Consider the following 20,420-nt stretch of genomic DNA (forward strand, 5'->3'; position numbering starts at 1 on the left):
AATTTCCATAAACTTGTACTATATTTATTTCTAAGGAGTTTTAGGTATGTCAGCAAAACGTTTAACCCTCTCTGCATTTTTCATGGCACTTGTTATCATTTTGAGTTCAAGTCTCTTGTCAATTCCTGTTCCAGGTGGTCACTTTTATTTTAACGGTATTATCATTTTTTTGGTTGGTTTGATATTTCCACCTATGGAAGCAGTCATAATTGCTGGTGTGGGGTCATTTATTGGAGATTTTCTTTTTTATCCTCTTCCTATGTGGGTAACATTAGTAACACACAGCCTTCAAGTTCTTGCTATCTCACTTGTTGTCGGTGGGCGTTTAGGAAAATTGAGTAAATCTAGGGCTATTTTGGGTCTCTTGCTTGGGGCAATTATTGACTTACTTGGTTATGGTTTTGGAAGAGCCTTTATCTATGGAACACCAGCCTATGCTATGATGAAAATTCCTTTTGATCTCGTAGCTGCTATTCTTGGTTTAGGTTTTGCCTACTATATTTACTTCCATACAGGATTTATCAAACAGTTTAAAAAAGTTTGGGAAGGAAAATAGATGACCACAGTAATTGTTGCCAATGATCTTGTTGGTTTGGGGAAGGTTGCTTTGACCAGTAGTCTCCCTATCATGTCAGCTTGTCAGACTGAAGTTCTTCCCTTGCCAACAGTTCTTTTGTCTTCTCATACTGGTGACTTTGACAATATCTATGTGCGAGATCTTACAGTTGATATGCAAGGTTTTTGTAAACAGTGGGAGCAATTAGATTTTAGAGTGGATGGCTTAGTCAGTGGTTATTTCAAGTCAGAAGAAGAACTAGACCTTGTAAGTCAATTGTCTTGCCAAAAAAAGATTCCTCTTTTTGTTGATCCCATTATGGGTGATAATGGTCGTCTCTATCAAGGGTTTGATAGGAACTACGTAGAAGCTATGAGAGATTTCTGTCAACAGGCTGATGTCATAATTCCCAATCTGACAGAAGCTGCTTTGTTGACGGATTCTCCTTATCTTGGGGAAGGTACCTATGATAAGGCTACTATTGAGAATCTTCTGAGAGATTTGAGCAAGCTTGGACCTCGAAAAGTTATTTTAACAGGTATTTCATTTGAGACTGAAAAAATCGGATTGGCTTATTTTGATAAGGAGACCAATCAAGTAATTTATCGAATGAGGAAACGATATCAATCACATTTTTATGGGAGCGGGGACTTACTGACGGCAATTTTATCAGCTGGCTACTTTCATAACCTTGATTTTCTAAAAGTTTGTGATTTGGCTTTGGATTTTATGGATAAAGTCCTATTATTGACACTTTCTAGTGGTCGTCCTTTAAAATATGGTCTCTCTTATGAGCCTTATATCGATTATTTATTTAATGGCATTAATAAGCTATTGGAGGAGAAAAATGAAAAATGACAAAACGCGTGAATTAGTTGAATTGAGTTTGTATGCAGCCTTAATTCTTGTAAGTGTACAGTTTATTCGGATTCCTTTTGGACCACAATTTGTCCATCTGGGAAATGCCTTGGTTGTCATTGCTGTCTTAATTTTTGGTGCTAGAAAAGGCGCCCTTGTAGCAACAGTAGGATTAGGGATGTTTGATATTTTTAATGGATATGCTGCTGAGGTTTGGATTACCATTTTAGAATCTTTGATTGTCTGTCTGGTGCTCTATCTTGTTTTTGAAAAACTCTTAAAATCAAATGATAGAATGTCTAACATCATTATCGCTGGAGTGATAGCTGCAGTGACGAAAATCATTCTTAATTTTGTCAAATATACGATTATGAACACTGTCGTTGCATCTTTACCCTTAAAAGCTGCCATGTTGGCTTCAGTGGTTAAGATTGGTGGGACTTTTGGGACATCGGTTGTTACGATTATTGCGGTTCCTCTCTTATATCCAGTGTTTAAGCGTATTTTATGGAGAAACTAAAGATTTAGCAGGTTGGACCTGCTTTTTCTTTTCGATTTTCCATAAGCAGAGGTCCAAATTTACACCAAAAAATGGTAAAATAGTTAAGTTAATGTCAAGAAAGGAAAGGGCTAAAGACTGTTTTAGCCCAGATATGCTATGTCTATTTTAGAAGTCAAAAATCTTAGTCACGGATTTGGTGACCGTGCCATTTTTGAAAATGTCTCATTCCGTTTGCTCAAAGGTGAGCATATCGGTCTTGTCGGTGCTAACGGTGAAGGAAAATCAACCTTTATGTCTATCGTTACTGGAAAATTGCAGCCAGATGAAGGTAAGGTAGAGTGGTCTAAGTATGTGACAGCGGGTTATTTGGATCAGCACGCTGTTCTAGAAAAGGGAATGACCGTTCGTGATGTTCTTCGTACGGCTTTCGATGAGTTATTTAAAACTGAGGAACGTATCAACGAGATTTACATGTCTATGGCAGAAGAAGGTGCTGATGTTGATGCTTTGATGGAAGAAGTGGGTGAGCTTCAGGATCGACTGGAAACTCGTGATTTCTATACGCTTGATGCTAAGATAGATGAGGTTGCTCGTGCCTTGGGTGTCATGGATTTTGGTATGGATACAGATGTGACGGACCTTTCAGGTGGTCAACGTACCAAGATTCTCTTGGCTAAATTATTGCTTGAAAAACCAGATATCTTGCTCCTCGATGAGCCAACCAACTATTTGGATGCTGAACACATCGCCTGGCTTAAACGCTATCTCCAAGAGTATGAGAATGCTTTTGTTCTCATTTCGCATGATATTCCATTCTTAAACGATGTGATTAACATTGTCTACCATGTTGAAAATCAAGATTTGGTTCGCTATGCAGGTGACTATGACAATTTCCAATCTGTCTATGCTATGAAAAAAGCACAATTGGAAGCTGCCTATGAACGTCAACAAAAGGAAATTGCTGACCTTCAAGATTTTGTTAACCGTAATAAAGCGCGTGTTGCTACTCGAAATATGGCCATGTCTCGTCAGAAAAAATTGGATAAGATGGAAATTATCGAGTTGCAAGCGGAAAAACCAAAACCTGAATTCCATTTCAAGGAAAGCCGTACGCCTGGACGTTTTATTTTCCAAACTAAGGATCTCGTTATTGGATACGACCATCCATTGACTAAGTCACCTTTGAATCTCACTTTCGAACGCAATCAAAAGGTAGCTATCGTTGGTGCCAATGGTATTGGTAAGACTACTTTGCTGAAAAGTTTACTTGGTATTATTCAACCTCTTGAAGGAGAAGTTGAAACGGGTGATTTTATTGACCTAGGTTATTTTGAGCAAGAAGCAGAAGGCTCACGTCAGACACCACTTGAAGCGGTTTGGGATGCTTTTCCAGCCCTAAATCAAGCAGAGGTTCGTGCAGCCTTAGCCAAATGTGGTTTAACTTCTAAACACATTGAAAGTCAAATTCAGGTGTTATCAGGAGGAGAGCAGGCTAAAGTTCGTTTCTGTCTCCTTATGAATCGTGAAAATAATGTCCTTGTTTTGGACGAGCCAACCAATCACTTGGATGTTGACGCAAAGGACGAATTGAAGCGTGCCCTTCAGACCTTTAAAGGTAGTGTCCTCATGGTATGTCACGAACCTGAATTTTATGAAGGTTGGACAGACGTTTGGGATTTTAATGAGTTAGTATAATCAAAAAGAGTGGTGACATCTTCTCTATGAGTTGGAGTGTCACTCACTCTTTTTTGTGTGGCCTAAGAGCCAAGTAGTCCGTCATTATTAGAATTTGATACTAGCTTAATGATAGAGAGTCTAAGAGCAGTTAGTGATAAGAGTATTCAATATAGCACACTAATTAATATGTCTTGAGCCGATAATATGGTGATTTTAGATAAAATGTCTTATTTGTTCAAAAAGTAACAAAGTCTGAGCATAAAAGGTGTAACCGTTTTCCAATTATGGTAGAATGAAATAGTAAACTATTATCAAAAGAAAGTTGGAAAAACTTATGTCAAAAATCGTAGTTGTTGGTGCTAACCACGCTGGTACTTTTAGTATTAATACTATTCTCGATAATTACGGAGACCAAAATGAAGTAGTTGTTTTCGACCAAAACTCTAACATTTCATTCTTGGGTTGTGGTATGGCTCTTTGGATTGGTAATCAAATCTCAGGTTCTGATGGCCTTTTCTATGCCAACAAAGAAGGCCTCGAAAGCAAGGGTGCAAAAGTTTATATGAACTCACCAGTTGAGTCTATTGACTTTGACGGTAAAACTGTTACAGCTCTTGTTGATGGTAAAGAACATGTTGAATCATATGATAAATTGATTTTGGCTACTGGTTCACAACCAATCTTGCCTCCAATCGAAGGTGCTGAGATTAAAGAAGGTAGCCGTACTTTCGAAGCGACTCTTGAAAACCTTCAATTCGTTAAACTTTTCCAAAACGCTCAAGAAGTTATTGATAAATTGAACGATAAGTCACAAGACATTAAACGTGTAGCAGTCGTTGGTGCAGGTTACATTGGTGTTGAATTGGCTGAAGCCTTCCAACGTCATGGTAAAGAAGTTATCCTAATTGATGTTGTTGACACATGTTTGGCAGGATACTATGACCGTGATTTGACAGACCTTATGGCTAAAAATATGGAAGACAATGGTATCCAATTGGCCTTTGGCGAAACTGTTAAAGCAGTAGAAGGTGAAACTAAGGTAGAACGCATCGTAACAGATAAAAATGCTTACGATGTAGATATGGTTGTTCTTGCCGTTGGTTTCCGTCCTAATACAGCCCTTGGAGCTGGTAAATTGGAAACATTCCGCAATGGTGCTTACCTTGTTAATAAGAAACAAGAAACATCAGTTAAGGACGTTTACGCTGTCGGTGACTGTGCTACCGTTTATGACAATGCTCTTGACGATGTCAACTACATTGCCTTGGCTTCAAACGCTGTTCGTTCAGGTATCGTCGGTGGCCACAATGCCGGTGGTGGTGATGTAGAATCAAATGGTGTTCAAGGATCAAATGGTATCTCTATCTATGGTTTGAACATGGTTTCTACTGGTTTGACTGAAGAGAAAGCAAAACGCTTTGGTTTCAATCCAGCAGTAGTAGAATCAACAGATCTTCAAAAAGCTGCCTTCATGGAAGATGAAAATGACGATGTAACTATCAAGATTGTTTATGATAAAGATACTCGTAAAGTTTTGGGTGCTCAAATGGTTTCACGCATGGATATCTCAATGGGAATCCACATATTCTCATTGGCAATTCAAGAAGGAGTAACAATTGATCGTCTACAATTGCTTGATTTGTTCTTCTTGCCACACTTTAACCAACCACTTAGCTATATTGCTAAAGCAGCTATCTCGGCTGAATAATATTAAACAGCTAATTCATTTGAATTAGCTGTTTTTCTTTTTAAAAATACTAAAAAACCTCCAAGTGGAGGCTTTTATTTAACTAAAGTAAGATTAGTTTTTTGAAGCTTCTTGGAATTCAGGGTTTTTCCATGCTTCATCAATGATAGCTTGCAATTCATCAGCAGAAGCTTTCATCTTTTGTTGTTCCGCATCGTTCAATGGGATGTTTACTGGACGTACGATACCGTGTGCACCTACGATAGCAGGTTGACCGATAAAGACGTTGCTTACCCCATATTGACCTTCTTGGAATACAGACAATGGAAGTACTGCATTTTCATCGTCAAGGATAGCTTTAGTGATACGAGCAAGTGCTACTGCGATACCGTAGTATGTAGCACCTTTTTTGTTGATGATTGTGTAAGCTGCATCACGAACACCTTCGAACAACTCAACCAATTCAGCTTCTTGAACGTTTTGGGTATCCTTAAGGAACTCTTCAAGGTTTACACCGGCGATGTTAGCGTGTGACCAAACCGCAAACTCTGAGTCACCGTGTTCACCCATGATGTAAGCGTGAACTGAACGAGCATCGACATCAAGTTTTTCAGCAAGTGCTTGACGGAAACGAGCTGAGTCAAGTGAAGTACCTGAACCAATAACGCGTTCTTTAGGGAATCCTGAGAACTTCCATGTAGAGTAAGTCAATACGTCTACTGGGTTAGCGGCTACAAGGAAGATACCCTTGAAGCCTGATTCAACAACTTGAGTTACGATTGATTTGTTGATTGCAAGGTTTTTACCAACAAGATCAAGACGAGTTTCACCTGGTTTTTGAGGAGCACCAGCAGTGATAACTACAAGGTCAGCATCCGCACAGTCTTCATATTTAGCTGCATAGATTTTTTTAGGTGAAGTGAAAGCAAGCGCGTGGCTAAGGTCAAGCGCATCACCAACAGCTTTTTCGAACAATTGTGGAATTTCGATGATACCAAGTTCTTGAGCGATACCTTGGTTTACAAGTGCGAAAGCGTAAGATGAACCTACGGCACCGTCACCAACAAGGATGACTTTTTTGTGTTGTTTAGTTGCAGTCATGGTCTAAACATCTCCTTAATTTTTTATTGGGTTACCCCATACACTGCTTATTCTACCATTTTAAGTGATAGATGTCACGAAATATTAAGGAATTATTGAATGAAAGCGTTTACACATCTGAAATATAAAGCGTTTTATGGTATAATATTATAGAAAAATTCCATTCTCTTTTATGAGAAATTGGAATGATTTGAATGAAAGAAAAGAGGCATTTTTAGAGTGCAAGATAATAATTTAATTGACGTTAATTTGACGTCTGAGATGAAAACGAGTTTTATCGATTATGCCATGAGTGTTATCGTATCTCGTGCACTCCCAGATGTTCGTGACGGTTTAAAACCTGTACAACGTCGTATTCTTTATGGAATGAATGAGCTTGGGGTGACACCTGACAAGCCTCATAAAAAATCTGCCCGTATTACCGGGGATGTTATGGGTAAATATCACCCACACGGTGACTCATCTATCTATGAAGCCATGGTTCGTATGGCGCAATGGTGGAGCTACCGTTACATGTTGGTTGACGGTCACGGAAACTTTGGTTCTATGGATGGTGATGGTGCAGCCGCTCAGCGTTACACTGAGGCGCGTATGTCTAAAATCGCCTTGGAGATGCTCCGTGATCTCAATAAGAATACCGTAGATTTTCAAGATAACTACGATGGTTCTGAACGTGAGCCAATTGTTCTTCCATCACGTATTCCAAATCTTCTTGTTAATGGTGCTACAGGGATTGCGGTTGGTATGGCGACCAACATTCCACCACACAATTTGGCTGAAACTATAGATGCCGTTAAACTGATGATGGACAATCCTGAAGTCACAACCCGTGAGTTGATGGAGGTTCTTCCTGGTCCAGACTTTCCAACTGGTGGTTTGGTCATGGGGAAATCTGGTATTCACCGTGCTTACGAGACTGGTAAAGGCTCTATTGTTCTTCGTTCGCGTACCGAAATTGAAACAACCAAATCAGGTCGTGAGCGCATTGTAGTCACTGAGTTTCCTTATATGGTCAATAAGACTAAGGTCCATGAACATATCGTTCGTTTGGCTCAGGAAAAACGTATTGAGGGGATTACAGCAGTTCGCGACGAGTCTTCTCGTGAGGGGGTACGATTTGTCATCGAAGTGCGTCGTGATGCGTCTGCCAATGTAATCTTGAACAATTTGTTCAAATTAACTCAACTTCAGACAAACTTTAGCTTCAATATGTTGGCCATTGAAAAGGGTGTGCCAAAAATCCTTTCCTTGCGTCAAATTTTGGCTGACTATATTGCTCATCAACAAGAGGTTGTGGTCCGTCGTACACAGTTTGATAAGGATAAGGCTGAAGCACGTGCACATATTTTAGAAGGTTTGCTGATTGCGCTTGATCATTTGGATGAAGTGATTACGATTATTCGTAATAGTCAAACTGATGCAGAGGCTCAAGCCGAGTTGATGGCTCGCTTTGAACTCACCGAACGTCAAAGCCAAGCCATTCTTGATATGCGTTTGCGTCGTTTGACCGGTTTGGAACGTGATAAGATTCAAAATGAGTACAATGATCTCCTTGCCTTGATTGCTGATTTGGCTGATATTTTGGCAAAACCTGAACGTGTCATTGCTATCATCAAGGAAGAATTGGATGAAAGTAAGCGTAAATTCGCAGATGCCCGTCGTACAGAGCTGATGGTCGGTGAAGTTGTCTCACTTGAAGATGAAGACCTAATCGAAGAAGAAGATGTTGTTATCACTCTTTCTAACAAGGGGTATATCAAACGTTTGGCTCAAGACGAATTCCGTTCTCAGAAACGTGGAGGTCGTGGCGTTCAAGGGACAGGTGTGAACGATGACGACTTTGTTCGTGATATCGTTTCAACAAGCACTCATGATCACCTTTACTTTATGACTAACAAAGGGCGTGTATACCGTCTCAAGGGTTATGAAATTCCTGAGTACGGCCGTACAGCTAAGGGCTTACCAATTGTCAATCTCTTGAAGTTGGATGAAGGTGAGACAATACAAACAGTGATTAATGCCAAGAGTGATGAAGCATCAGATAACAATCACCTTGTCTTTGTAACTCGCCAAGGTTTAGTGAAACGAACTAAAGAAGCAGAATTCAAAAATATCCGCCAAAATGGTTTGATTGCCTTGAAACTTAGAGAAGGTGATGAACTCATCAATGTCTTCTTGACTACTGGTAATGAAGAAATTATTATTGGGACTAAATTTGGTTATAGTGTGCGTTTCAAAGAGGATACTATTCGCAGTATGAGTCGTATGGCTGCTGGTGTTAAAGGGGTAACCCTTCGTGACGGTGACCAAGTCGTTGGTGCAACAGCTATTACTGAAGACCAAGAAGTCTTGATTATTACTGAAAAAGGTTACGGTAAGCGTACATCAGCTACTGAATACCCAACTAAGGGTCGTGGTGGTAAAGGTATTAAGACAGCAAATATCACTGATAAAAATGGTAAGCTTGCAGGTATTGTTACAGTTTCTGGTGATGAGGATATTATGGTCATAACTGATACGGGTGTTATTATCCGTACCGCAGTTGCTAATATCTCTCAAACAGGTCGTGCAACTCAAGGGGTTAAGGTCATGCGTTTAGATGCTACTGCTCGTATTGTTACCTTCGCTTTGGTTGAACCTGAAGAAGTTGATCAAGTTACTGAAGACCAAGAAAGTGGTGACAACTAATGAGTAAAGATAACAAAAATAAGACGCCTAAAAAGCGTCGTAAGTGGCTTGAGGTTCTTCGTTGGAGCTTGATTGTTGTTCTCTTGGTTGTTGGTTTAGCGTTAATTTTCAATAAATCAATTCGAAACACTGTAATCGCTTGGAATACTAATAAATATCAAGTAAGTAATGTTTCTAAAAAGACCATAGAGAAAAACAAGGAAGCTGAGGCGAGTTTTGACTTTGATACGGTTAAATCGATTAGTACAGAGTCGGTCTTGCAAGCCCAGATGGATGCCCAAGATCTTCCAGTCATTGGTGGAATTGCTATCCCTGAGGTTGGTATTAATCTCCCTATTTTCAAAGGACTCGGCAATACAGAGCTTACCTATGGTGCTGGAACTATGAAGGAAAATCAAGTCATGGGTGGAGAAAATAACTACTCATTGGCTAGTCACCATATTTTCGGTATCGCTGGGGCTTCTGATATGCTCTTTTCCCCATTAGATAGGGCTAAAGAAGGAATGAAGATTTACCTTACGGATAAAAATAAGGTTTACACCTATGTTATCAGTGAGGTTAAAATTGTCCAACCAACTGAAGTAGCAGTGATTGATGACACTCCTGGCAAGTCTGAAGTGACTTTGGTAACTTGTACAGATGCTGAAGCAACTCAGCGTACAATTGTCAAAGGGAACTTGGAATCGCAGGTAGACTTTGATAAGGCAAGTTCAGATATTATTGAAGCTTTCAATAAGTCATACAATCAATTTCAAAGTTAAGAAAAGGCCGTAAGGCTTTTTTCTATGGAGGGAAAAATGTTTTTGAAAACAATACACCATTTCGCAATCATTGTTTCTGATTATGAGCGCTCTCGAGATTTTTATGTTAATAAACTAGGTTTTGAAATGATACGTGAAAATCACCGTTCGGAACGTCATGATTATAAATTAGACTTACGTTGTGGTGATATAGAACTGGAAATCTTTGGAAATAAGACTAGTGATTTAGACTATGTGGAGCCACCAAAGCGTCTGTCTTATCCTGAGGCGTGTGGACTACGTCATTTAGCTTTTAAAGTGGCTAATATTGAAGAGGTTGTCGAGGCTTTGGAACAAAAAGGTATTTCATGCCAACCTATTCGCAAGGATAGTTTTACTGGGGAAAAGATGACTTTCTTTGCTGATCCAGACGGGCTCCCCTTGGAATTGCATGAGTAGTTTTTTTGACCCTATTTTTTTAAGTCATGGTATAATGAATTCACGGCTGAGCCCATACTCGGTCGTCCTTCAGGAGATTATGGATATTATTCTATTTTCGAAAGGAAACACACATGAAATTGAAAAAACTTTTCGTTGCTGGGATGGCTTTTCTAGCTTCGGTGACAACTTTTGCTTCAGCTGCTCAAGCAGCCACATCGTCAGACGTCCAAAAGGTTATTGATGAGTCTTATGTTCAACCTGAATATGTTATGGGTTATTCTTTGTCAGAGGAAGAGCGTAATCAGACCTTGAACTTGCTAGGTTATGATAGTAGCAAGGATACCAATGTCAAGACTTTAACGACTACGGCCTATGCAAATATCATGAATGTTGCAGATGATTCTAGTCTTCAGTTATATTCTTCAGTTAAGATTGCTAAACTAGGTGCTAAGGAAACCTTGAGTGTAGAAATTGTGACACCACAAAATATCACAAAAATCACTTCAGATATGTATCGTAATGCTGCAACGACACTTGGTATTGAACATGCTAAGATTACAGTAGCAGCACCTATTCCAGTTACTGGGGAAAGTGCCTTGGCTGGTATTTATTATTCTCTAGAGCAGAATGGAGCTAAAGTTTCAGATGAAAGTAAAGAGCTTGCTCAAGAGGAGCTTAAAACCCTTTCTCAAATCAATGAGGAAAATTCAGGAAAAAGTGACTATGATGCGGATAAGCTTAATGTAGCTATGACTGATATCAAGGCGGCAGTCGCTGATAAAGGGGATAAGTTGACTGAGGATCAAGCTAAAACGATTGTTCAGCAAACCATCAATAACTACAACTTGAATCTTTCTGATACACAAATCAATCTTTTGGTGAACTTTGCTTTAAATTTATCTAAGTCATCAATCATTGATAGCGCTAGCTTCAAGTCAAGTTTGAGTTCACTTAAAGATTCTATCGTTTCGAAAGCGGGTAATACTTTCTCTGGCATCAACTTAAACTTTGATGCTAACAAAACACTTGAGAACAGCAAAAATATTTTTGCACAAATCTGGCAAGCTATCGTAGATTTCTTTACTGGACTTTCTAAATAGTGAAAAGCTGTCCATTTGGATGGCTTTTTTATATTTTTCAGAAAATATGTGAAATACTATTGAAATTATTCCAACAATTGTGTAAAATGGTAAGCATCAATTCAGATTATTCTGAAAATTTGTTTTAGGAGATTTTTTTATGTCACAAACAAATGCATCTAACCAGTCTACCTGGCGTAGTAAAATAAAAGCAATGGGACCAGGTATCCTAATGGCATCTGCTGCCGTAGGTGGTTCCCATATCGTTTCATCAACTCAAGCGGGTGGTTCTTATGGATGGGCCTTGCTAGGCCTAGTTATTCTTGCCAACGTCTTCAAGTACCCGTTCTTCCGTTTTGGTGCGGAATATACCACAGATACAGGAAAAACTTTGGTTGAAGGTTACGCTGAAAAGGGGAAATTTTACCTCTGGGTATTCTTCATCTTGAATGTCTTTTCAGCCTTGGTTAATACAGCGGGAGTTTCCATTCTATGTTCAGCCATCATTGCCAGTGCCTTTCCAATGCTTGGTTTGAGTATTACCACATGGTCAATTATCTTGGTTGCAATTATCTGGGGTATGTTACTCTTTGGTGGTTACAAACTTCTTGACGGTATGGCTAAATGGATCATGTCAGCTTTGACTATTGCAACAGTAGCAGCAGTTATTATTGCGGCAATCAAACATCCAGAGTATAGCGCTGATTTCGTTGAAAAATCACCATGGCAGCTAGCCGCTCTTCCATTTATCGTGTCACTTCTTGGATGGATGCCTGCTCCGATTGAGATTTCAGCTATCAACTCACTGTGGTCAGCTGAGAAAAAGAAAACAGTTGATTTTAATACCGAAGATGCACTCTTTGACTTTAACGTTGGTTTTATCGGAACAGCTATTCTTGCAGTATTCTTCGTAGCACTTGGTGCCCTTATCCAATATCCAACAGGGAAACCTGTTGAGGCTGCTTCAGCTAAGTATATTGCGCAGTTTGTTGGTATGTACGCATCAGTACTGGGTGACTGGTCACGTTATTTGATTACCTTTATCGCTTTCTTGTGTATCTTCGGTACTGTAATCACAGTTATTGATGGTTATTCACGTGTAAATGAAACATCTCTTCGTCTTTTGTTTAACAAAAAAGACTCCAATGAGACACCTTTGAAAGTTTGGATGACTTTGACAGCTATTCTTGGTCTTATCATTATTTTCTTCTTCCAAGGTCAAGTAGCAATAATGCTTCGTTTCGCCATGATTGGTTCTTTCCTTACAACACCATTCTTTGCGCTTTTGAACTATGTACTTGTTACTAAAGAGAAGAAAGACCTTCCAGCTTGGTTGAAAGGACTTGCCATTGCAGGTTTGATTTTCTTATTTGGATTTGCTATTTTCTTCATCTGGGCTTTGGCTATTGGTAAAGCAGGATAAGATGATTAAACAGTTTCCCTTGGGAAGCTGTTTTTTTCAATCCTAAATATGAAGGAGAAGTTATAGCCGAGAACAAGAAAAAAGCCATTCCAATCGGAATGGCTTAACAACAAGAGGTTGCTTATTTGAGACCGTATTTTTTGTTGAAACGATCCACGCGTCCGTCTGCTTGTGTGAATTTTTGACGGCCAGTGTAGAATGGGTGAGAATCTGATGAGATTTCTACACGGATAAGTGGGTAAGTTTCACCTTCGAATTCAACTGTTTCGTTTGAGTGTTTAGTTGAACCGCTAAGGAATTGGTAACCAGTAGTTGTGTCCATGAATACTACTGGACGGTAATCTGGATGGATATCTTTTTTCATGTTAAAATATTTCCTTTCTGCCATGGTACTTTCCGCACCATAGTTTTTTTAACTATTTTAGTTTATCAAAAGCTAGTCTTCTTGACAAGTCTTTTTTACTATTTTTTAGGAAAGTCGGATCTTGTATATGCCAGCTGTCTGGAAGCAGTGATTATCTTTATCAACAATGATTGCTTCAAGGTTAGGTTGCGAACTAACTTCCTGGAAAATGCGTTCAAGACTTGACCCAAATAAACGAGTCGTCCAAATTTCGCCATCCACTGAGAGAGATGAAATAATGGTGAGACTGGCTAGATCACTAGAGACCGGGTAGCCAGTTTGACTATCAAAAATATGATGATAGGTTTTGCCATCTATCTCAAAAGTGCGTTCATATATTCCTGAAGTAACTACAGATTGATCTCTTATAGCAAGTACCATAAGATTTGTATTTCTAGTCTCCTTGGGATTTTGAATACCAATTCGCCATTTTTGATCAGGATTGTGTAAGGCTGGTCCAAATGTTAGGACATTGCCCCCCAGATTAATCAGAGCACTAGTGACATTTTCAGCTTTAAGATAATCTGCAATGCGATCTGCAATATAACCTTTTGCTAGAGCACCAAGATCAATTTTCATGCCTTTTTCTTGGAGAAAGACACTTTGATTTTCCTCGGATAGAACAATAGCATTGGGATTAATAATATCTAGGAGTGGAGCGATTTCTTCAGGAAGGGGGAGTCTGGCATCAGAAAAGCCGATTCGCCAAGTCTGAATGAGAGGTCCAATAGCAATATTAAGGTGACTGCCCGGCTGGCAACTATGCCATTTTCCAAGAGATATAAGTTCAAAGAGTTCTGGGTGAACCTTCACAGGATGTAAACCTGCCGCCTTGTTAATTTTCATGAGTTCGGAACTGTCGTCATTGGCAGAAAAACGCTTATTATAAAGATTAAGCAGCACTTCAACTTGATCAAGTAGAGGCTCTGGCTGTTCATGATAGATGGAGACATCAATCACAGTCCCCATGAGACGTACACGACGATTAGTGAGTTGCATGGGCTACAGTATCCTTAATTTCTTGATAGATTTGTTCGTTTTCCTCTAAGCTGTAGGAATTGGCACCACTAGCAAGTGGGTGGCCTCCACCGTCATGGCGTTTGGCAATTTCATTGATGACAATGCTTTTACTACGAAGACGTACACGGTAATGGCCCTCAGGTTGCTCTACGAAAATAGCCCATGATTCAACGCTATCAATACGGCCAGGAGTTCCAACAATAGCAGAACTCTCAGCATCAGTGATATTAAAGTCATCAAGAACTTTTCGAGTTAAGACGACGCGGGCTGCCCCATTTTCATCAACTTCAAGATTATCGAAAACATAGCCTTGAAGTTTAGCAATTTTGAAAGGAAAACTATCCATTTTACGAGCCATAGCAGCAAAATCAAAGTCATATTCACGAAGTTTAGCAGCGATTTCTAGTGTTTTAGGTGTTGTAGATGGGTAGAGGAATCGACCCGTATCGCCAACAATACCATTGTAGAGAACACGAGCAGCAGCATCTGACAAGGAAAGACCAAGAGTGAGAGCCCAGTCGGTCACAATTTCGCTGGCACTTGAAGCAGAGGTATCAACCAGAAGCAGGTCTCCATAAGCATCATCGTTAGGATGATGGTCAATTTTGATAAGAAAGTCACCCTTATCATAACGATTATCATCAATACGCGGAGTATTGGCTGTATCGGTAACAATAACAAGAGCACCTTCATAATCTTTGTCGGACACCTCATTCATCTCAGCAATCCAAGATAAGGTAGGTTCATTGACACCTGTTGCAAGAATCTTTTTATCTGGGAAGTTTGTTTTTAAAATTTCTTTTAGTCCTATCTGACTACCAATAGCATCAGGGTCTGGTCGTTGGTGGCGATGAATAATAATAGTGTCGTAGGCTTTGATTTTTTCTAAAATAGCTTGAAATAAAGTCATGTATGTCTCCTTGTTATTTTGCTTCTATTATATCATGAAACAATAGAAAAACGATTCACCTAGGCAAACCGTTACAAAAATTAGATATCTTTATATTCGACTTCAAGTCCGCGTTTAACTGCTGGACGGTTAGCAATCTTCTCAGTCCAAGCTTGAAGGTGCTTGTATTCTTTTACATCAAGGAAAATACCAGCCCTATCCCAAATCTTGTCTTGGGCAAGACGACCATACCAAGACCAGATAGCGATATCGGCGATGGTGTATTCATCCCCAGCAATATAAGGTTTGTTTGCTAATTCTTTATCCAGCAAGTCAAGTTGGCGTTTGGCTTCCATAGCAAAACGGTTGATGGCGTATTCGATTTTTTCAGGTGCATAGTGGAAGAAGTGACCAAATCCGCCACCTAGGAAAGGTGCCGCACCTGTTTGCCAAAAGAGCCAGTTGAGAACTTCTGTACGTTTAGCATGATCTGTTGGAATGAGTTTTCCAAATTTTTCAGCAAGATAAAGGAGGATGTTAGCCGATTCGAAGACACGCACCGGTTGTTCTTCAGAATAATCCATCAGAGCAGGAATTTTTGAGTTAGGATTGATAGAAACAAGGTCTGAGCCGAACTGGTCACCATCACCAATCTTAATACGATAAGCATCATATCCCGCCTGAGTCACACCGAGTTCTTTAAGTTCTTCAAGCATAATAGTTGCTTTAATGCCATTTGGTGTTGGAAGTGTATAGAGTTGGAAAGGTTGGTCACCTTTTGGCAGAGTTTGTTCAAAACGTGCGCCAGCTGTAGGTTGGTTTAGGCCACCCCAGGCACCTCCCATAGAGGTTGGGTTTTCCCAAACTTCTGGTAAAATATAGTCAGACATAAAGTTTCTCCTTGTATTCTTGATAGTTACATCCTAACAAAATGCTAATGGCATTTCAAGAATCTACTACGTCCTATTAGGCGCGATACCTTGACTTTTTCTATAAGAATGATAAGATAGTAAAAATTAATTTTTATCTGATAAAAAACATATTGTTTAGAGAGGAAGAAAAGAATGACTGCTATTGATTTTCATAAGTTGGCTAAAACAGAACTACACTGTCATTTGGATGGTTCTCTATCATTGGAAACCATTCGCCACCTAGCTGACTTGGCACAGATTGAGTTACCTGAGGACGATGCGGAGCTCAAACACCATGTGACAGCACCTGCTACCTGTGAGAGTCTCTTAGATTATCTTGAGGCTTTTGATTATATTCGTCCTTTGCTTCAAACAAAGGAAGCCTTGACCGTTGCGGCTTATGATGTTGCTAAACAGGCTGCTCTTGAAAATGTTATCTATATTGAAGTGCGTTTTGCTCCAGAATTGTCAATGGATAAGGGATTGACTGTCGCTGAAACCATTGATGCTGTTTGTCAAGGCTTACGTCAAGCTCAAGAAGAATTCGGTATTGTAGCCAAGGCCCTAGTTTGTGGCATGCGCCAATCAGATCAAGAATTAACGGCTCGTATTCTTGATGAAGCAAATGAAGTTGAAGATAGTGACTTTGTTGGTTTTGATTTTGCCGGTGATGAGCATCATTATGGACCTGCAGCGATTAAACCTCTTATTGAACAAGTCCAAAGTTACAACCGTCCTATGACCTTCCATGCTGGTGAGTGTGGCTGTCCGGTTTTTCTTGCTGAGTCAATTGCTATGGGAATTAAGCGTAATGGCCATGCGACTATCCTAGCTCAAGAACCAGAACTTTTGGATGAATTTATCAAAAACGGTGTAACGGGTGAGTTATGTTTAACAAGTAATCTACAGACCAAGGCAGCAGTGACTCTTAATGATTTTCCGTACCTTAAAATGAAAGCAGCAGGTGCTAACATTACGATTAATACAGACAATCGTACGGTTTCTGATACAAACTTAACCAAGGAATACGAACTCTATCACAAGCATTTTGATAGCACAGTTCAAGATTTCTATGCACATAATAAGACAGCGATTGAAGCTTCCTTTGCTAGTGAAGAGGAGAAAGAAGAACTCCTTGAACGATTAGCTAAAGCCTATTCATAAGGGAGTGGGAGTAACGATACTTCTTAATAAATAAGGGAGTGAGGCGAACTTTTTTTCAAAAATTGTTCGGACTCTCTCCCTTTTGCGCTTAGAATTATGATAAAATAGGTACAATACAAATTTAAGAGGAGTCTGGTGTGGCACAACTTTATTTTCGCTACGGCACCATGAATTCTGGGAAATCCATTGAAATCCTTAAGGTTGCATATAATTACGAAGAGCAAGGGAAACCGGTAGTGCTGCTGACCAGTCGATTAGATGATCGAGACGAGGTCGGCTATATCTCTAGTCGTATTGGTATGAGACGTAAGGCTTATCCAATTGGAGATGACACGGATATTTTTGGCTATATTGCTGATATGAATCCGAAACCTTATTGCGTTTTGATTGATGAAGCTCAGTTTCTAACTCGTGCAAATGTCTATGATTTGGCACGAATTGTTGACGAGTTGGATATCCCAGTTATGGCATTTGGTCTCAAAAATGATTTTCAAAATAATCTATTTGAAGGATCTAAGTATCTCTTACTTTTGTCTGATAAAATTGAAGAGATTAAGACCATATGTCACTACTGTTCGAGAAAGGCAACTATGGTTCTACGCATGGACGATGGTGAGCCAGTTTATGAGGGGGCACAGGTACAAATTGGAGGTCACGAGAGTTACATCTCAGTTTGTCGAAAACACTGGTTTAATCCACCTCGAGAAAGAATAGTCCCTTTGAAACAGAAGTAAAGATACTATTAGGTATACAAGGAGAAAAATAACAAATGAATATTTATGATCAGTTGCAGGCGGTTGAAGACCGTTATGAGGAATTGGGTGAATTGCTTAGCGACCCTGAAGTCGTTTCAGACACCAAACGCTTCATGGAGTTGTCGCGTGAAGAAGCTAATACTCGTGAAACTGTAACAGCTTACCGTGAGTACAAGCAAGTTATCCAAAGTATCTCAGATGCTGAAGAGATGATTAAGGAAGCTGGTGGTGATGCTGAGTTGGAAGAAATGGCTAAGGAAGAACTCAAAGAATCTAAAGCAGCTAAAGAAGAGTATGAAGAACGCTTGAAAATTCTCCTCTTGCCAAAAGACCCTAATGATGACAAGAATATCATCCTTGAAATTCGTGGGGCTGCTGGGGGAGATGAGGCTGCCTTGTTTGCGGGTGACCTCCTAGCTATGTACCAAAAATACGCTGAAACACAAGGGTGGCGCTTTGAAGTCATGGAAGCATCATATAATGGTGTCGGTGGTATCAAGGAAGTGGTTGCCATGGTTTCAGGACAATCAGTCTACTCTAAACTCAAATATGAATCTGGAGCGCATCGTGTACAACGTGTGCCTGTGACTGAAAGTCAAGGTCGTGTTCATACCTCTACAGCAACAGTTTTGGTAATGCCAGAAGTTGAAGAAGTGGAGTACGAAATCGATCCTAAGGATCTTCGTGTTGATATTTATCACGCCTCTGGTGCTGGTGGACAGAATGTCAATAAGGTTGCAACTGCGGTGCGTATGGTTCACATTCCTACTGGAATTAAAGTTGAAATGCAAGAAGAACGTACGCAACAGAAAAACCGTGATAAAGCCATGAAGATTATCCGTGCGCGTGTTGCGGACCACTTTGCACAAATTGCTCAAGATGAGCAAGATGCTGAGCGTAAATCTACAGTTGGGACAGGGGATCGTTCAGAGCGTATCCGTACTTATAATTTCCCACAGAACCGTGTCACAGACCACCGTATCGGCTTAACTCTTCAAAAACTAGATACTATCTTGTCTGGTAAACTAGATGAAGTTGTTGATGCTTTGGTTCTTTACGATCAAACACAAAAATTGGAAGAGCTTAACAAATGATTTTAGCGGATGTCCTGGCTAGCTATGAAAAGGAGCTTGACGCTATCGGTGAAGAGCCAGAGGCCCTTTCCTTTGTTTATCGTGGTTTGAAGCAATGGGACTTGACTCATTTTGTTCTCCAATTGAGGCAGGAAGTTTCGGAGGAAGATGAAAAGCTATTAGCTCTCATTTTCACACAACTTAAGGCTCACAAGCCTGCTCAATATATCTTGGGCTATGAAAATTTTCATGGCTTACGTTTTCAGGTTGATGAGCGTGTCTTGATTCCGAGACCTGAAACTGAGGAATTAGTGGACTTAATTTTAGCGGAAAACCCGAGCACAGTGCTCAAGGTTCTTGATATCGGAACCGGGAGTGGTGCTATTTCGGTATCCTTGAAAAAGAGTCGTCCGATGTGGCAAGTGACATCTAGTGACTTGTCAGCTGATGCTCTGGTACTTGCCAAGGAGAATGCTAAGCTTAATCAGGTAGACATCAGCTTTATTCAATCAGATGTTTTTGAAAATATTTCTGGTAGTTTTGATATCATTGTCTCAAACCCTCCCTATATTTCTGAAAATGATAAGGACGAAGTTGGCTTAAATGTCTTGACTAGTGAGCCCAAGATGGCCTTGTTTGCGGATGAAGATGGCCTTACCATTTATAGACGGATTATTGAGGACGTAGATAAGTATCTAAATCCTCAAGGAAAACTCTATTTTGAAATAGGCTATAAGCAGGGCGAAGATTTAAGGAAACTCTTGTCTCTTCATTTCCCAAATAAGCGCGTGCGTATTCTTAAGGACCAATTTGGGCAGGATAGAATGGTTGTGATGGATAATGGTAAGTAACAAGGATTTAAAAGAAATCTTGGCAAATGGAGGGGCAGTTGTCCTTCCCACAGAGACTGTCTATGGTCTGTTTGCCAAGGCTTTGGATGAGAAAGCAGTCGATTATGTTTATGAGCTAAAAAATCGACCTAGAGACAAAGCCATGAATTTGAATGTAGCCTCGTATGAAGATATCCTTTCCTATTCAAAAGAGCAACCTAGGTATTTGAAACAATTGTACGATGCTTTTTTGCCTGGACCTCTGACCATCATCTTAAAAGCCAATGATCAAGTACCAGGATGGATTAACTCAGGATTGGCAACGGTTGGATTTCGGTTGCCAAACCATCCCGTAACTAGAGAGTTGATTCAAGCTGAGGGGCCTTTGATTGGCCCATCAGCCAATAAGTCTGGGAAGGAAAGTGGTCGTCATTTCGACGATATTAGAGCACAATTTGATTTTCAGGTGACTGGCTATCGGGATGATAATGCCTTGTTAGGTGTAGATTCGACGATTTTGGATTTGTCGGTCTCACCTGCTAGGATCCTCAGACAAGGAAAAATAACAAAAGATGACCTATTGGCAGCTTTACCAGAGTTGACCATAGAATAAATGACTAACA

20 protein-coding genes are annotated in these 20,420 nt (G+C 39.9%); 15 read left to right on the top strand and 5 right to left on the bottom strand.

Features of this window, described 5'->3' with window-relative positions; all coding sequences use genetic code 11:
* Positions 1-46 precede the first annotated feature (46 nt).
* From RWZ99_RS01275 to nox, 5 genes are all read left to right on the top strand, one after another.
* Positions 47-556, top strand: a complete 510-nt coding sequence (locus RWZ99_RS01275; protein ID WP_314675879.1) for an ECF transporter S component — start codon at positions 47-49, stop codon at positions 554-556.
* Positions 557-1,414 carry a pyridoxamine kinase gene (locus RWZ99_RS01280; protein ID WP_314675880.1) on the top strand — a complete coding sequence of 286 codons (858 nt, stop codon included), beginning with the start codon at positions 557-559 and terminating at the stop codon, positions 1,412-1,414.
* The gene (locus RWZ99_RS01285; protein WP_314675881.1) at positions 1,404-1,934 is read left to right on the top strand and encodes an ECF transporter S component; all 531 of its coding nucleotides are present in this window, start codon (positions 1,404-1,406) and stop codon (positions 1,932-1,934) included. Before RWZ99_RS01280 ends, RWZ99_RS01285 begins: the two co-directional genes overlap by 11 nt.
* A gap of 138 nt (positions 1,935-2,072) precedes the next feature.
* Complete coding sequence (locus tag RWZ99_RS01290) at positions 2,073-3,611, top strand: ABC-F family ATP-binding cassette domain-containing protein (protein WP_314675883.1); 1,539 nt, start codon at positions 2,073-2,075, stop codon at positions 3,609-3,611.
* 316 nt (positions 3,612-3,927) lie between these two features.
* On the top strand, positions 3,928-5,301 hold the full coding sequence (gene nox / locus RWZ99_RS01295) for a H2O-forming NADH oxidase (RefSeq protein ID WP_314675885.1): 1,374 nt from the start codon (positions 3,928-3,930) through the stop codon (positions 5,299-5,301).
* Positions 5,302-5,394: 93 nt separating this feature from the next.
* On the opposite strand, the gene RWZ99_RS01300 is transcribed toward nox, so the two are convergent.
* A complete protein-coding gene (locus RWZ99_RS01300; RefSeq protein WP_004182359.1) occupies positions 5,395-6,381 on the bottom strand; it encodes an L-lactate dehydrogenase in 987 nt (328 codons plus the stop codon).
* 219 nt (positions 6,382-6,600) lie between these two features.
* Here RWZ99_RS01300 and gyrA point away from each other — a divergent pair, with 219 nt between their 5' ends.
* The 5 genes from gyrA to RWZ99_RS01325 all read left to right on the top strand — a co-directional run bounded on the left by gyrA (position 6,601) and on the right by RWZ99_RS01325 (position 12,752).
* Positions 6,601-9,069: a DNA gyrase subunit A gene (gene gyrA, locus RWZ99_RS01305; protein ID WP_314675886.1), complete on the top strand. Its 2,469-nt coding sequence runs from the start codon at positions 6,601-6,603 to the stop codon at positions 9,067-9,069.
* A complete protein-coding gene (locus RWZ99_RS01310; protein WP_314675887.1) occupies positions 9,069-9,830 on the top strand; it encodes a class A sortase in 762 nt (253 codons plus the stop codon). Before gyrA ends, RWZ99_RS01310 begins: the two co-directional genes overlap by 1 nt.
* A 36-nt stretch (positions 9,831-9,866) precedes the next feature.
* Positions 9,867-10,268 carry a VOC family protein gene (locus RWZ99_RS01315; RefSeq protein WP_314675888.1) on the top strand — a complete coding sequence of 134 codons (402 nt, stop codon included), beginning with the start codon at positions 9,867-9,869 and terminating at the stop codon, positions 10,266-10,268.
* Between the two features lie 113 nt (positions 10,269-10,381).
* A complete protein-coding gene (locus tag RWZ99_RS01320; protein WP_314675890.1) occupies positions 10,382-11,350 on the top strand; it encodes a DUF1002 domain-containing protein in 969 nt (322 codons plus the stop codon).
* 139 nt (positions 11,351-11,489) lie between these two features.
* Entirely contained in the window at positions 11,490-12,752 is a 1,263-nt protein-coding gene (locus tag RWZ99_RS01325; protein WP_314675891.1) for an NRAMP family divalent metal transporter, read from the top strand.
* Positions 12,753-12,873: 121 nt separating this feature from the next.
* Here the strand turns inward: RWZ99_RS01325 and RWZ99_RS01330 are convergent, their stop codons facing one another.
* From RWZ99_RS01330 to yghU, 4 genes are all read right to left on the bottom strand, one after another.
* On the bottom strand, positions 12,874-13,116 hold the full coding sequence (locus RWZ99_RS01330) for a type B 50S ribosomal protein L31 (protein WP_002945948.1): 243 nt from the start codon (positions 13,114-13,116) through the stop codon (positions 12,874-12,876).
* Positions 13,117-13,221: 105 nt separating this feature from the next.
* The gene (locus tag RWZ99_RS01335; protein ID WP_314675895.1) at positions 13,222-14,154 is read right to left on the bottom strand and encodes an FAD:protein FMN transferase; all 933 of its coding nucleotides are present in this window, start codon (positions 14,152-14,154) and stop codon (positions 13,222-13,224) included.
* Complete coding sequence (locus RWZ99_RS01340) at positions 14,141-15,085, bottom strand: bifunctional oligoribonuclease/PAP phosphatase NrnA (protein WP_314675897.1); 945 nt, start codon at positions 15,083-15,085, stop codon at positions 14,141-14,143. The genes RWZ99_RS01335 and RWZ99_RS01340 overlap by 14 nt, the downstream gene beginning before the upstream one ends.
* A gap of 80 nt (positions 15,086-15,165) precedes the next feature.
* Positions 15,166-15,954, bottom strand: coding sequence for a glutathione-dependent disulfide-bond oxidoreductase (gene yghU / locus RWZ99_RS01345; RefSeq protein ID WP_314675899.1), 789 nt, complete (start codon positions 15,952-15,954; stop codon positions 15,166-15,168).
* 174 nt (positions 15,955-16,128) lie between these two features.
* Here yghU and add point away from each other — a divergent pair, with 174 nt between their 5' ends.
* From add to RWZ99_RS01370, 5 genes are all read left to right on the top strand, one after another.
* Positions 16,129-17,139: an adenosine deaminase gene (add, locus tag RWZ99_RS01350; RefSeq protein ID WP_314675901.1), complete on the top strand. Its 1,011-nt coding sequence runs from the start codon at positions 16,129-16,131 to the stop codon at positions 17,137-17,139.
* Between the two features lie 137 nt (positions 17,140-17,276).
* Positions 17,277-17,873 (top strand): thymidine kinase, encoded by a 597-nt coding sequence (locus tag RWZ99_RS01355; protein WP_314675903.1) that lies wholly within the window; start codon positions 17,277-17,279, stop codon positions 17,871-17,873.
* A gap of 35 nt (positions 17,874-17,908) precedes the next feature.
* Positions 17,909-18,988: a peptide chain release factor 1 gene (gene prfA, locus RWZ99_RS01360; protein ID WP_314675904.1), complete on the top strand. Its 1,080-nt coding sequence runs from the start codon at positions 17,909-17,911 to the stop codon at positions 18,986-18,988.
* A complete protein-coding gene (prmC, locus tag RWZ99_RS01365) occupies positions 18,985-19,818 on the top strand; it encodes a peptide chain release factor N(5)-glutamine methyltransferase (RefSeq protein ID WP_314675905.1) in 834 nt (277 codons plus the stop codon). The genes prfA and prmC overlap by 4 nt, the downstream gene beginning before the upstream one ends.
* Positions 19,808-20,410: an L-threonylcarbamoyladenylate synthase gene (locus RWZ99_RS01370; protein ID WP_314675906.1), complete on the top strand. Its 603-nt coding sequence runs from the start codon at positions 19,808-19,810 to the stop codon at positions 20,408-20,410. Before prmC ends, RWZ99_RS01370 begins: the two co-directional genes overlap by 11 nt.
* Positions 20,411-20,420 lie beyond the last annotated feature (10 nt).

It is taken from the genome of uncultured Streptococcus sp. (assembly GCF_963545685.1).
In the GTDB taxonomy this organism is placed as follows: domain Bacteria; phylum Bacillota; class Bacilli; order Lactobacillales; family Streptococcaceae; genus Streptococcus.

Coding starts and splice junctions, on each gene's coding strand:
- RWZ99_RS01275 (WP_314675879.1), top strand. CDS start 47: ATGTCAGCAAAACGTTTAACCCTCTCTGCATTTTTCATGGCACTTGTT.
- RWZ99_RS01280 (WP_314675880.1), top strand. CDS start 557: ATGACCACAGTAATTGTTGCCAATGATCTTGTTGGTTTGGGGAAGGTT.
- RWZ99_RS01285 (WP_314675881.1), top strand. CDS start 1,404: ATGAAAAATGACAAAACGCGTGAATTAGTTGAATTGAGTTTGTATGCA.
- RWZ99_RS01290 (WP_314675883.1), top strand. CDS start 2,073: ATGTCTATTTTAGAAGTCAAAAATCTTAGTCACGGATTTGGTGACCGT.
- nox (WP_314675885.1), top strand. CDS start 3,928: ATGTCAAAAATCGTAGTTGTTGGTGCTAACCACGCTGGTACTTTTAGT.
- RWZ99_RS01300 (WP_004182359.1), bottom strand. CDS start 6,381: ATGACTGCAACTAAACAACACAAAAAAGTCATCCTTGTTGGTGACGGT.
- RWZ99_RS01310 (WP_314675887.1), top strand. CDS start 9,069: ATGAGTAAAGATAACAAAAATAAGACGCCTAAAAAGCGTCGTAAGTGG.
- RWZ99_RS01315 (WP_314675888.1), top strand. CDS start 9,867: ATGTTTTTGAAAACAATACACCATTTCGCAATCATTGTTTCTGATTAT.
- RWZ99_RS01320 (WP_314675890.1), top strand. CDS start 10,382: ATGAAATTGAAAAAACTTTTCGTTGCTGGGATGGCTTTTCTAGCTTCG.
- RWZ99_RS01325 (WP_314675891.1), top strand. CDS start 11,490: ATGTCACAAACAAATGCATCTAACCAGTCTACCTGGCGTAGTAAAATA.
- RWZ99_RS01330 (WP_002945948.1), bottom strand. CDS start 13,116: ATGAAAAAAGATATCCATCCAGATTACCGTCCAGTAGTATTCATGGAC.
- RWZ99_RS01335 (WP_314675895.1), bottom strand. CDS start 14,154: ATGCAACTCACTAATCGTCGTGTACGTCTCATGGGGACTGTGATTGAT.
- RWZ99_RS01340 (WP_314675897.1), bottom strand. CDS start 15,085: ATGACTTTATTTCAAGCTATTTTAGAAAAAATCAAAGCCTACGACACT.
- yghU (WP_314675899.1), bottom strand. CDS start 15,954: ATGTCTGACTATATTTTACCAGAAGTTTGGGAAAACCCAACCTCTATG.
- add (WP_314675901.1), top strand. CDS start 16,129: ATGACTGCTATTGATTTTCATAAGTTGGCTAAAACAGAACTACACTGT.
- prfA (WP_314675904.1), top strand. CDS start 17,909: ATGAATATTTATGATCAGTTGCAGGCGGTTGAAGACCGTTATGAGGAA.
- prmC (WP_314675905.1), top strand. CDS start 18,985: ATGATTTTAGCGGATGTCCTGGCTAGCTATGAAAAGGAGCTTGACGCT.
- RWZ99_RS01370 (WP_314675906.1), top strand. CDS start 19,808: ATGGTAAGTAACAAGGATTTAAAAGAAATCTTGGCAAATGGAGGGGCA.